Origin of the sequence: Enterobacter cloacae complex sp. P18RS, assembly GCF_014982105.1 — a bacterium.
In the GTDB taxonomy this organism is placed as follows: Bacteria; Pseudomonadota; Gammaproteobacteria; order Enterobacterales; family Enterobacteriaceae; genus Enterobacter; species Enterobacter hormaechei_C.
In genome coordinates this window covers 98145-109430 of sequence record NZ_JADCKV010000018.1, presented here as the reverse complement: position 1 = coordinate 109430, position 11286 = coordinate 98145, and the positions used below count along the sequence as shown (strand labels likewise).

Annotated in this window: 10 protein-coding genes; 5 read left to right on the top strand and 5 right to left on the bottom strand. The window is 60.1% G+C overall.

Annotation, left to right across the window (positions count from 1 at the left end; genetic code table 11):
- Positions 1-11: 11 nt before the first annotated feature.
- On the bottom strand, positions 12-443 hold the full coding sequence (locus tag INF61_RS15135; protein WP_193547889.1) for a tripartite tricarboxylate transporter TctB family protein: 432 nt from the start codon (positions 441-443) through the stop codon (positions 12-14).
- An 11-nt stretch (positions 444-454) separates the two neighbouring features.
- Positions 455-1435 (bottom strand): tripartite tricarboxylate transporter substrate binding protein, encoded by a 981-nt coding sequence (locus tag INF61_RS15130; RefSeq protein ID WP_006811363.1) that lies wholly within the window; start codon positions 1433-1435, stop codon positions 455-457.
- Positions 1436-1587: 152 nt separating this feature from the next.
- On the opposite strand from INF61_RS15130, the gene tctD reads away from it, so the two are divergent.
- The 4 genes from tctD to INF61_RS15110 all read left to right on the top strand — a co-directional run bounded on the left by tctD (position 1588) and on the right by INF61_RS15110 (position 5623).
- The gene (gene tctD, locus INF61_RS15125; protein WP_193547888.1) at positions 1588-2262 is read left to right on the top strand and encodes a transcriptional regulator TctD; all 675 of its coding nucleotides are present in this window, start codon (positions 1588-1590) and stop codon (positions 2260-2262) included.
- On the top strand, positions 2249-3658 hold the full coding sequence (locus INF61_RS15120) for a sensor histidine kinase (protein WP_193547887.1): 1410 nt from the start codon (positions 2249-2251) through the stop codon (positions 3656-3658). The genes tctD and INF61_RS15120 overlap by 14 nt, the downstream gene beginning before the upstream one ends.
- 128 nt (positions 3659-3786) lie before the next feature.
- On the top strand, positions 3787-4329 hold the full coding sequence (locus tag INF61_RS15115; RefSeq protein WP_003859436.1) for a YfaZ family outer membrane protein: 543 nt from the start codon (positions 3787-3789) through the stop codon (positions 4327-4329).
- Positions 4330-4423: 94 nt separating this feature from the next.
- Positions 4424-5623 (top strand): nicotinamide mononucleotide deamidase-related protein YfaY, encoded by a 1200-nt coding sequence (locus tag INF61_RS15110; RefSeq protein ID WP_047737441.1) that lies wholly within the window; start codon positions 4424-4426, stop codon positions 5621-5623.
- Between the two features lie 31 nt (positions 5624-5654).
- Here the strand turns inward: INF61_RS15110 and glpC are convergent, their stop codons facing one another.
- From glpC to glpA, 3 genes are read right to left on the bottom strand one after another with little or no spacing between them, the layout of a single operon-like run.
- Positions 5655-6845 carry an anaerobic glycerol-3-phosphate dehydrogenase subunit GlpC gene (glpC, locus tag INF61_RS15105; RefSeq protein ID WP_063404177.1) on the bottom strand — a complete coding sequence of 397 codons (1191 nt, stop codon included), beginning with the start codon at positions 6843-6845 and terminating at the stop codon, positions 5655-5657.
- Entirely contained in the window at positions 6842-8059 is a 1218-nt protein-coding gene (gene glpB, locus INF61_RS15100) for a glycerol-3-phosphate dehydrogenase subunit GlpB (protein WP_193547886.1), read from the bottom strand. The genes glpC and glpB overlap by 4 nt, the downstream gene beginning before the upstream one ends.
- Positions 8049-9677, bottom strand: coding sequence for an anaerobic glycerol-3-phosphate dehydrogenase subunit A (gene glpA, locus INF61_RS15095; RefSeq protein WP_047737439.1), 1629 nt, complete (start codon positions 9675-9677; stop codon positions 8049-8051). The genes glpB and glpA overlap by 11 nt, the downstream gene beginning before the upstream one ends.
- A gap of 250 nt (positions 9678-9927) precedes the next feature.
- Between glpA and glpT the strand changes: the two genes are divergently transcribed.
- Positions 9928-11280 carry a glycerol-3-phosphate transporter gene (gene glpT, locus INF61_RS15090; RefSeq protein ID WP_003859423.1) on the top strand — a complete coding sequence of 451 codons (1353 nt, stop codon included), beginning with the start codon at positions 9928-9930 and terminating at the stop codon, positions 11278-11280.
- Positions 11281-11286: the final 6 nt, after the last annotated feature.

Below are 11286 nucleotides of genomic sequence, written 5' to 3'. Positions count from 1 at the left end.
AGCGTGCTCCGTTAGTTAAACCATGCGCCGAGCGGCAGGGTCACGTCCAGCAGGCGGTCGAAGGCGTACCAGAGTAAAATGCCCAGTACGACCCCGGAGATCCCCGCCGCAGTCAGCGAGGCGTTAAACAGTATGCCAATCACCATCGTCAGCAGGGCGGTGGCAATCGGGAAGCCGAGCCACTCAAAGCCCCACGCATACATCAGCAGGACAATTACCATTACCAGCAGACGTTGCAGCGTACGGCGTGGCGGCCACTCCACGGTATCCGGATGGCGCAGCAGCAGCGCCACCGAGCAGAGCAGCATCAGGCCGACTATGCCGACGGGGAAGGGGCGTGGCCCCACGGGTTCATAGCTGTATTCGCTGTGGATCTGCCAGGCGACGAACATGCCGCCAATGCAGAGCAGCAGCCATATCCCGGCAAAAATGCGATCGCTCATAGCGCCTCCGGTTATTTCGCCAGACCAAAGGCTTTCGCCTGTTCTCGGTAGTCATTCACCTGTTTTTTGACATACTCGTCCAGCTGCTTGCCGTTCAGGTTGAACTCAAACAGCCCGCGCAGATCGCGCTGTTTTTTGAACTCCTCGGTTTGCTGAAGTTTTGCGAAGGTATCCACCCACCACTGGTACTCGGCGTCGGTCACTTTTGGCCCGACGAAGAAGCCGCGGATGATCGGCCAGACCAGGTTATAACCCTGCTCTTTAGCGGTTGGGACGTCTGCCAGCTGGCCCGGCAGACGGTTTTCCGAGAAGACCGCCAGCACGCGGATCTTATCCCCGCTCAGGTAGGGCACCATTTCGCTGAGATCGCCCGATACCGCCTGGACGTGATTGCCCATCAGCGCCGTCACCGGCTCGCCGCCGCCTTCAAAGGCCACGTAACGCATCTTGTGCGGATCCACTTTGGCCTGCTGCGCCAGCAGCGCGGCTTTCATCCAGTCCTGGCTGCCGATAGAGGCGCCCGCGCCAATGACCACGCTGTTCGGATCTTTTTCCATGGCGGTCAGCAGATCTTTCAGGGATTTCCATGGGGAGTCCGCGCGCACAGCGATCATGCCGTAATCGGTGCCTACGGTGGCGAGCCAGCGCACGTCATTCACGTCATAACGACCAAATTTCCCCTGCGACAGGTTTAGCAGCGAACCGCCGGAGAAGGCCACCACGGTGCCCGCTTCGGCAGGGCGCTGCGCGACGATGGCGTTATAGGCTACCGCGCCCACGCCGCCGGGCATGTAGGTGACGCGCATCGGTTTTTCAATGGCCTTCGTCTCCAGCAGGCTGACCTGAATCAGCTTGCAGGTCAGGTCGAAGCCGCCGCCGGGTTTGGCCGGGGCGATACATTCGGTACGGGATGGCGCGTCCTGCGCCTGGACGACAGAGGCACTCAACAGCAATACGCTTGCAGCAAGGGTAGAAAGTAATTGTTTTTTCATCGTTTATCCTCACGCCGGAGAACCGGGAGTACGGGTACGGGTGTATTTTTTCTGATTATGTGAACCACCTTGTAGCGGTTCCGTTGCGTGATTGTTAAAACAATAACCTTTCATTTCCCTTTCACTGCGACACCAACTTTACAGGATGTGATATGCGTCTCTTACTGGCGGAAGATAATCGTGAGCTGGCTCACTGGCTGGAAAAAGCGCTGGTACAAAACGGATTTGCCGTGGATTGCGTCAACGATGGACGGGCGGCCGATCATCTTTTGCAGGGAGAAAACTATGCCGTCGCGATCCTTGATATCCGTATGCCCGGCTTCGACGGGCTGGAGGTGGTGCATCGCCTGAGAAAGCGCGGGCAGACGCTGCCGGTGCTGTTTCTTACCGCCCGCAGCAACGTGGCAGACAGGGTGAAGGGGCTGAATGCCGGGGCGGATGACTACCTGCCGAAACCGTTCGAGCTGGAGGAGCTTGATGCCCGCCTGCGCGCGCTGCTGCGCCGCAGCGAAGGACGAACCCAGGAGCGCCAGCGGCTGGGAGAGCTGGAGTACGATGATGAAGGCTTTTTTCTGCTTCGCGATGAACCCCTTTCCCTCACGCCGCGCGAACTCTCTTTGCTGAAGGTGCTGATGTACCGCCGGACCCGTCCCGTCTCCCGGCAACAGCTTTTCGACCAGGTATTCAGCCTGAACGACGACGTCAGCCCCGAGAGCATCGATCTCTATATTCACCGCCTGCGTAAGAAGCTGACCGGCAGCGGGGTGCGGATCACCACCCTCCGGGGGCTGGGCTACGTGCTGGAGTGCGGCGATGAAGTGGGTTAAGCCGCAGTCGCTTTACCTGCAACTTTTGCTTTTTCTGGGTTTGCCGCTGCTGCTGTTATGGGGGCTGTCAGCCTTTAACAGCTACGTTAGCGCGTTACAGGCGGCGACGCAGGCCTATGACCGCACGCTGTTATCCTCGGCGCGCACGGTGTCAGAGCGGCTGGTGGTGCACAATGGTAAACTCCAGGTGAACGTGCCCTGGGTCGTGCTCGACAGCTTCGAGCTGAACATGAACGATCGCCTCTATTACAAGGTCGTGGACCCCGACGGGCGGGTGATCTCCGGCTACGACGATCTGCCGAATATGCCTCCCTCCACGTCGCGCACTACACACTATCCGGCGCTGGCGTGGTTTTATCATACCGAGTATCGCGGGCAGGCGATCCGCGTGGCGAAGTTGCTCCAGCCGGTTAACGAGGACAGTGTGTTCGGGATGGCGGAGATCTACGTCGCCGAAACGTTGCAGTCGCGGCGCTATCTGGCCACTCAGCTGCTGTTTTCCTCGCTCGTGTCGCAGGGGCTGCTGGTGCTGCTGACGCTGGTCCTGACCGCGTGGCTGCTGCGTCGTGTGCTGCGCCCGATGCGGCAGCTCTCGTCCCTGATGGTGCGCCGTGAGCCGGGGCTGCTGGCTCCGCTGCCGGAGTTATTGCCCTGGTCGGAAACGCGGCTGCTGATTGTGGCATTTAACCGCTATATCGACAGGTTGCGCGGCGTACTTTCGCGGCAGGCGCGCTTTAACGCCGACGCCTCACACCAGCTCAAAACGCCGCTGGCGGTGCTGAAAACCCAGGTATCGGTTGCCCTGACGCGTAACGATCCGGCGCTGTGGCAGGAGAGCTTACGGGCGATGAACGTCACGCTGGATAACACCATCGTGCTGACGGAAAGGCTGTTGCAGCTTTCGGCGGTGAAGCGAAAAGAGCAGGGGGAGCGACAGTTTGCGCCTGTCGATCTGGTACAGGTGGTGCAAAACTGCTGCTTTTCCCGGCTGGCGCAGGCGCGCAGCAAGGGTATCGATCTCGGTTATGACGGCGTACAGCAGCCGGTAATGATTGAGGGGGATGACGTGTTGCTGGGCGAACTTTGCGCCAACCTGCTGGAGAACTCGATCAAATACACACCGGAGCAGGGCGTCGTGACGGTGTACCTGCGCACGGCTAACGATGCCGTTGAGCTGAGCGTGGAGGACAGCGGACCGGGCATTGCTGAAGACCAGATCTCCCAGGCCATGCTGCCGTTTCATCGGCTGGATAACGTGGGCGATGCCGCCGGGTCCGGCATTGGCCTGGCGCTGGCTAACGATATTGCCCGCCTGCACCGCAGCCATCTTCAGCTGATGCCCAGTGAAAATCTGGGTGGGCTGAGCGTGAAAATGCGCTTTCTGATGCTGGTATAAATGCCGATATTATCAAATCGTTACAAACTAATTGCCCGCCGCACGCGGAGTCCATTGATCACACAGGCAGTCAGGTTAAAATCTCGCGGTTTTGGACATCTCTGAATAAATTGTGCGGGATCACGACAATGAAAAAAGTGGCATTAATGGGCTTAAGCGGCCTGATGTTTGTTTCAGCAGCGGCAAACGCAATTTCCTTCAACGGCTCGGCGGGACAAGATTATACCCATCTGGGCTTTGGTCTTGGCACGGATAGCGCAGGCCTGGCAATGACCGGCGGCTGGACGCACAACGACGACGATGGGGATGCGGCAAGCCTGGGCCTCGGCTTCAACGTGCCGTTGGGTCCCTTCCTGGCGACCGTCGGCGGTAAAGGCATTTACACCAACCCGAACGACGGCGACGAAGGCTACGCGGCGGCAGTGGGCGGCGGCTTGCAGTGGAAAATTGGCGACAGCTTTGGCCTGTTCGGTGAGTACTACTACTCCCCGGATTCCCTCTCCAGCGGTATCGACAGCTATCAGGAAGCTAATGCCGGCGCGCGCTGGACCATCATGCGTCCGATCACCATCGAAGCGGGCTATCGCTATCTGAACCTGGCCGGTAAAGACGGCAACCGCGACAACGCCCTGGCAGACGGTCCGTACGTCGGCGTGAGCGCCGGTTTCTAATCCTCTCGGCGCGGCGTTCAGTCGCGCCAGTTTCTCTCTTCCCCCGGTCCTCGATTGCGCTATAGTGTTTTGACCATTGAAATGGGAGAACACAATGATAAATGTGGAAATGTTATCCACTGGCGACGAAGTGCTGCATGGGCAAATCATTGATACCAATGCCGCCTGGCTCGCCGATCTCTTCTTTGAGCAAGGATTACCGTTAACGCGCCGCAACACCGTAGGTGACAATCTTGAGTCGCTGGTCAACGTTCTGCGCGAGCGCAGCGAACGCTGCGACGTGCTGATTGTGAACGGCGGGCTGGGACCCACCAGCGACGATCTCAGCGCGCTGGCCGCCGCCACGGCCAAAGGCGAAGGCCTGGTTCTGCACGAGGCGTGGCTGGCACAGATGGAGCGCTTTTTCTCCGGGCGTGGCCGCGTGATGGCCCCCAGCAACCGCAAGCAGGCTGAAATTCCCGCCAGCGCGGAACTGATTGATAACCCGGTCGGCACCGCCTGCGGGTTTGCCGTTCAGCTGAACCGCTGCCTGATGTTCTTCACCCCGGGCGTCCCGTCGGAATTTAAAGTGATGGTCGAGCAGCAGATCCTGCCGCGCCTGCGCGCGCGCTTTACGCTGCCTGAACCGCCGCTGTGCCTGCGTCTGACCACCTTTGGTCGCTCGGAAAGCGATCTGGCCCAGAGCCTCGATCACCTGCAACTGCCTCCTGGCGTGTCGATGGGCTATCGCTCCTCCATGCCGATTATTGAACTGAAGCTGACCGGACCGGCGTCAGAGAAAGCCGCCATGCTGGCGCTGTGGCCGGAAGTGCAGCGCGTCGCCGGGGAAAGCCTGATTTTCGAAGGAACGGAAGGGCTGCCGGCGCAGATCGCAGCGCATTTGCAGTCCCGCCAGCTGAGCGTGACGTTAAGCGAGCAGTTTACCGGTGGGCTTCTGGCGCTTCAGCTTACCCGGGCGGGTGCGCCGCTGCTGGCCAGTGAAGTGGTGCCGTTCCAGCAGGAGACGCTGGCGCAGACCGCGCGCTGGGCGTCCGAGCGCAGAGTGAAGCATTTCGCCGGGCTGGCGCTGTTTGTGGGCGGGCTGGATGAGGAGCATCTCAACTTTGCCCTTGCAACGCCGGAAGGGACGCACGCCCTGCGGGTCAGGATGAGCATTACCCGCCACAGCCTGGCCGTGCGTCAGGAGGTGTACGCGATGATGGCACTGAACATGCTGCGCCGCTGGCTGAACGGGAAAGAGGTCGCCAGCGAGCACGGCTGGATCAACGTCGTCGAATCGCTGTTCGTGGAGTGAGAGTGTGCCGGGGCCGTGTCCCCGGCAACGGTTACGCCAGCGCTTTTGCCAGCAAGGTAATGGGATGTTCACAGCGTTTGCTGGTGGACATCTCGATCTGCCACTTGCAGGTTTCGCAGTCCGTCACCACGATATCTGCGCCGCTCTCTTCAATCTGCCGGAACAGCGGTGCGCCAATGGCCTGTGACGTTGGGTAGTTTTCACGCTTGAAGCCGTACGTGCCTGCGATGCCGCAGCAGCGTGAGTCCAGCACCGTCAGCTCCAGCCCGGGGATCAGCCGCAGAAGCTCAAGCGTATAGATCGACCAGCCCATCTTCTCCATATGACATGGCGTGTGATACACCACCTTCAGCGGCAATTTGCCCAGCGGTAACGTCTGCCCGCTGTCCAGTTTGCGCCAGAGAAAACGGGTCGCCAGCTCAATGTGCTCGCGCAGGCCGGTGTTATCCACCTCCAGCAGATGCGGATATTCATCGCGCAGCGTGAAGGTACAGGTTGACGACGTCGCCAGTACCGGTATCCCTTTGTCGACGATCGCCTCACGTAAAGAGGTGACGTTGCTGCTCGCCTGCTTGCGCGCTTTGTCGATGAAGCCGTTGGCAATCAGCGGAACGCCGCAGCACTTTTCTTTGCTCAGCAGCTGAACGCCCGTTCCCATGGCGTTCAGCACTTTCAGCAGGTCTTTCCCCAGCTGCGGATGGTTGTAGTTCACGTAGCAGCCGTGGAAGAAGGCGACCTGCTCAGCGAACTGCGCCTGTTCTGCCGCCACGGATTTAAACCAGCGGCGGAAGGTGCCGTGAGAATATTTCGGCAGACTGCGGTGATGGTCGATTTTGAGCGTCGCATCCAGCAGCCTGCGCACCGGCTTCAGGGCGGTGGCGGCATTGACGACCGGCGCGAAAGGCGTCGAGAGGCTACCCATCAGATCGGTGTGGCTCAGTATCGCGTCACGCAGCGTCGGTTTTTGCGTACTGTAGCGGGCGCGGGCGCGCTGGATGATATCGCCTATTTTCACGTCCGACGGGCAGGCAACTTCGCAGCGTTTACAGTTGATACAGTATTTCAGCGCCTCGTCGTAGAGCGCGCCATCCTTCAGGCGCAGACGCTCCCCGTCGGGACCGGCCTGTTTCGGGCCGGGATAGCGCGGATCGACGCCGCTGACCGGGCAAACCGTGGTGCAGACCGTGCATTTGATACAGCTTTCAAATCGGGTGTCGTTCATTGTGCTCCCTCCCTGCGCTGGATAATCTGCTCCGCGACATGCAGCGCAGTGACGGCGCAGACGCCGCCACCGCAGCCCTGCGCCACGGGATCGTATCCGCCCAGAACCGAGCCGATGGCGTAAAGATTTTCAAACGGTTCCCCGCCCAGCCGCGGGCGCAGTTGGCTGTCGACGATCACACCGAACTGCTGCCAGGGCTGCGGGGTGAAGAAATCGCTTTGATACCAGTCCGCGCGGGAAGCGCTTTGCCGGACGTCCAGACCGAGGATCGCCTCACGCACGCCATCCCGGCTGCTCAGCAGACCGTTACTGAAGAAACTGCCGCTTGCCAGCACCGTAAAGCGTGCGCGAAGCGGGATGTCGCCGTGGTTGCGGGTCCAGATTTCGCTTACCGCGCCCTCAGCCAGGGTGATTTTTTTCACCTCGTCGCCTGCCATCCAGACGCCACCCTGGGCAACAAACTGACGCTGAAGCTGGGTGTGCAGACGAATGCCGGGCACGGAAGGGGGGAGCGTCGGCAGTAAACCGAGCGTACAGGGCAGGCGCGCCGAGAGCCAGCGCCAGAGCCGGTTGTCCGTTAAGCCAAAACAGGCGGGCATAAACAGGGCGTCGCAGGTCTCGCCGAGCGGTTGAAGCGCCGCGTACAGCTGCGGCCAGTAACTTTCATTATCCAGCAGGCGGGCAATGTTCACCGCACGAAACTCGCTGGGGTTTTCGCGCAGCACGTCGAGTTCGGGGAGATCAATCTCCGCCGTATCCACCTGAACACCCTGCTGTCTGAGAGACGCGGCGGCCAGATGCGGCTGGAAATCGAGGAAGCCGCTGATCCCCACCACCCGCACGCGCTCGGCAGCGATGGGGGCGACAGGCACCTCTTCCGGGCTAAGCCAGGCGGCGCGCAGGGTGCCGAGCGGCGTGACGCGCTGATGATTTTGCTCGGCGTCACCCTGCATGCGTGCGCCGCAGGTGGTGAGCAGGTGTTCGGTTTCGCAGGCAAAGCGGGCCATATTCTCTGCGCCCGTCAGGCGGTAGGGATGTTCAGGCGGCAGATCGGCGAAAGATAGCGCGCCCAGTAAATCCAGCGAGCCGGAAGAGAAGTGCAGGGCACTCTGACCGCGAGTGACAATGGCGCAGCGCAGACCCCGCTGCGTCAGTTTGAGGCCGCACAGCAGGCCCGCCAGTCCCCCACCCACAATCACGGTATCAAATTTCATGGTTGTGCTCCTTCTCCAGACCGCAAAGCCCCTGATAGACCCAGCGGGTAAACTCGCTTTCGCGCAGGGCATCGCCCCAGGCGACGGGCTGAATGCCTTTCCAGCGCTCGTTTAAAAAATCGCTGAGCTGGGCAAGCGACTGGGTTGACGTGGTGGCGTGAAAACGTTGCAGCAGCCCGGCGGCACGGCAGGCGCACAGTTCCCCCTGACAGGTGCCCATCCCGACGCGCGTGCGGCGGCGTAAATCGAGCAGGTTGTTCACCGTCAGGTTTTCCACGGCATACTGCACCTCGCCTGCGGTCACGGCTTCGCATTCGCACACCAGGCTGCGGCTGAGTCCCCCTTCACCGAGCCAGGTTGGGGTGCGGTCGCCGTGGCGGTAAATCGCTGAACCGCGAAGCGGGGCAGGGAGTGAAATGATTTTGTGCAGCGTTTTTTCTGTCGTTTGCTGCGAGCCGGGCAGAGCCTGTTCCGCCGTCACGCACGGTGCGGTGTTGCCGAGCTTACGGCAGACGGCATCGGTGGCCCACTGGGCCATCAGCCGGTAGGTCATCAGCTTGCCGCCGGTAATGGTGATAAACCCGTCCATGCCGTCACGTTCGGCGTGATCGAGCAGCACGATGCCGCGGCTGACGTTACGCCCGCTCGGATCGTTATCGCTGGCGACAAGGGGACGCACGCCCGCGTAGGCACGCAGAATACGCGTCTGCGCCATCACCGGGGCCAGCTTTTCCCCTTCGCGCAGCAGGATATCCACCTCTTCTGCGGTGACGCGGTTGTAATCAATTTCGCTGTAGTCCACATGCATTGAGGTCGTGCCGATTAACGAAATGGTGTCCCCCGGCACGAGGATATCGGCGTCGGACGGTTTACGGCAGCGGTTGATGACATGGTTATTGATGCGGTGGTCGAGGATCAGCAGCGAGCCTTTCGCCGGGAACATGCGCACCGACAGGTCCGCGTATTCCGCGATGCGCTGGCCCCAGATCCCCGCCGCGTTGACCACGACGGCGGCATACAGCTCGCGGTGTTCATTGTACTGCGCATCAAACACGCGCACCCCGCGCACGCTATTACCTTCACGAATAAGCCCGGTGACGTGATGCCCGGTCAGGATCCGGGCGCCATGTTCCCGCGCGTCGAGCATATTGGCGGCGGTCAGGCGGAAAGGATCAACGGTTCCGTCCGGTACTTTTACCGCGCCCAGTAACGCCGGGTTTACCGAGGGTTCAAGACGGCGCGCCTGCGCAGGATCGATCGCCTCGGCCTGAATGCCTGCCGCCGTGCAGGCGGTGATAAAGGTTTGCTGAAAGCCGAGGTCATCTTCTGGAAGGGTGATAAAAAGACCGTTGGTCGGTTCAACGCAGTGGCGAGCGATGCCCCTGAGGATCTGGTTTTCAGCGATACACTCGCGTGCTGACTCAGCGTCAGTGACCGCATAGCGGGCGCCGCTGTGCAACAGACCGTGATTACGTCCCGTCGCGCCGGTGGCGATATCGTGGCGTTCCAGAAGCGTGACGCTCAATCCCCGCAGGGCGCAGTCGCGTGCGATGCCGGCACCCGTCGCGCCACCGCCAATGATAATCACATCGCTGAAGCGTGGATCGTGAATTGTCATTGCCTTTCCTCTATGTTCGTTTTTTAGCATTTAGCCACATTGATCGTGTGGTTTGTTTGATTTCGAACATAAACGCGCGAAATTCGAAAGTGAAACGTGATTTCATGCGCTTTTTTGCGCATTCTGTCATATTTCTGTAACAATCTGTGCGTTGATTCACAGTAACATTCACCGTGATTTCTTAACATCGCCGCCTCTGTAGCCGGGCGCGAGATGCCCGGTCATTTTTTGAAAGGCCACGGAGGCTGTTATGCTCAGTATCTTTAAACCTGCGCCACATCGGGCGCGACTGCCAGAGGCAGAGATTGATCCTCTCTACCGCCGTCTGCGTTGGCAAATCTTCCTCGGGATCTTCTTCGGGTATGCGGCGTACTATCTGGTACGTAAAAACTTTGCGCTCGCCATGCCGTACCTGGTGGAGCAGGGCTTCTCTCGCGGCGATCTGGGATTTGCGCTGTCGGGGATCTCCATCGCGTACGGTTTTTCGAAGTTCATTATGGGGTCGGTGTCGGATCGTTCGAATCCGCGCGTGTTCCTGCCCGCCGGCCTGATCCTCGCGGCAGCGGTGATGCTGTTCATGGGCTTTGTGCCGTGGGCGACCTCCAGCATTGCCATCATGTTCGTGCTGCTGTTCCTCTGCGGCTGGTTCCAGGGGATGGGGTGGCCGCCATGCGGACGCACCATGGTTCACTGGTGGTCACAGAAAGAGCGTGGTGGAATTGTATCTGTGTGGAACTGCGCACATAACGTCGGGGGCGGGCTTCCGCCGCTGCTGTTCCTGCTGGGGATGGCCTGGTTCAACGACTGGCATGCCGCGCTCTATATGCCAGCCTTTGGCGCCATTCTGGTGGCGATTATCGCTTTCGCTCTGATGCGCGACACCCCACAGTCCTGCGGCCTGCCGCCGATTGAAGAGTACAAAAACGACTACCCGGATGATTACAGCGAGAAGCACGAAGAAGAGCTGACGGCAAAGCAGATCTTCATGAAGTACGTGCTGCCGAACAAGCTGCTGTGGTACATCGCGGTGGCAAACGTATTTGTCTACCTGCTGCGTTACGGCATTCTCGACTGGTCGCCAACCTACCTGAAAGAGGTGAAGCACTTCGCGCTGGATAAATCCTCCTGGGCTTATTTCCTGTATGAATACGCTGGCATTCCCGGCACGCTGATCTGTGGCTGGATGTCGGACAAAGTGTTTAAGGGCAACCGTGGGGCGACGGGCGTGTTCTTTATGACGCTGGTCACCATCGCGACGGTCGTTTACTGGCTTAACCCGCCGGGGAATCCGGGGGTGGATATGGCCTGTATGATCGTCATCGGCTTCCTGATTTATGGTCCGGTTATGCTGATTGGTCTGCATGCCCTGGAGCTGGCGCCGAAGAAAGCGGCAGGCACGGCGGCAGGCTTTACCGGTCTGTTTGGCTACCTCGGCGGTTCAGTGGCGGCAAGTGCCATCGTCGGTTACACCGTCGACTTCTTCGGCTGGGACGGCGGCTTTATGGTGATGATTGGCGGCAGCGTGCTGGCTGTTCTGCTGCTGGTTGTTGTGATGATTGGTGAAAAACGTCACCACGCCGAAGTGCTGGCGCGTCGTCAATAAGGAGCA

What these genes read in the sequence shown, in the direction of transcription:
- INF61_RS15135 (WP_193547889.1), bottom strand. Translation starts at nt 443, where the DNA reads ATGAGCGATCGCATTTTTGCCGGGATATGGCTGCTGCTCTGCATTGGC.
- INF61_RS15130 (WP_006811363.1), bottom strand. Translation starts at nt 1,435, where the DNA reads ATGAAAAAACAATTACTTTCTACCCTTGCTGCAAGCGTATTGCTGTTG.
- tctD (WP_193547888.1), top strand. Translation starts at nt 1,588, where the DNA reads ATGCGTCTCTTACTGGCGGAAGATAATCGTGAGCTGGCTCACTGGCTG.
- INF61_RS15120 (WP_193547887.1), top strand. Translation starts at nt 2,249, where the DNA reads ATGAAGTGGGTTAAGCCGCAGTCGCTTTACCTGCAACTTTTGCTTTTT.
- INF61_RS15115 (WP_003859436.1), top strand. Translation starts at nt 3,787, where the DNA reads ATGAAAAAAGTGGCATTAATGGGCTTAAGCGGCCTGATGTTTGTTTCA.
- INF61_RS15110 (WP_047737441.1), top strand. Translation starts at nt 4,424, where the DNA reads ATGATAAATGTGGAAATGTTATCCACTGGCGACGAAGTGCTGCATGGG.
- glpC (WP_063404177.1), bottom strand. Translation starts at nt 6,845, where the DNA reads ATGAACGACACCCGATTTGAAAGCTGTATCAAATGCACGGTCTGCACC.
- glpB (WP_193547886.1), bottom strand. Translation starts at nt 8,059, where the DNA reads ATGAAATTTGATACCGTGATTGTGGGTGGGGGACTGGCGGGCCTGCTG.
- glpA (WP_047737439.1), bottom strand. Translation starts at nt 9,677, where the DNA reads ATGACAATTCACGATCCACGCTTCAGCGATGTGATTATCATTGGCGGT.
- glpT (WP_003859423.1), top strand. Translation starts at nt 9,928, where the DNA reads ATGCTCAGTATCTTTAAACCTGCGCCACATCGGGCGCGACTGCCAGAG.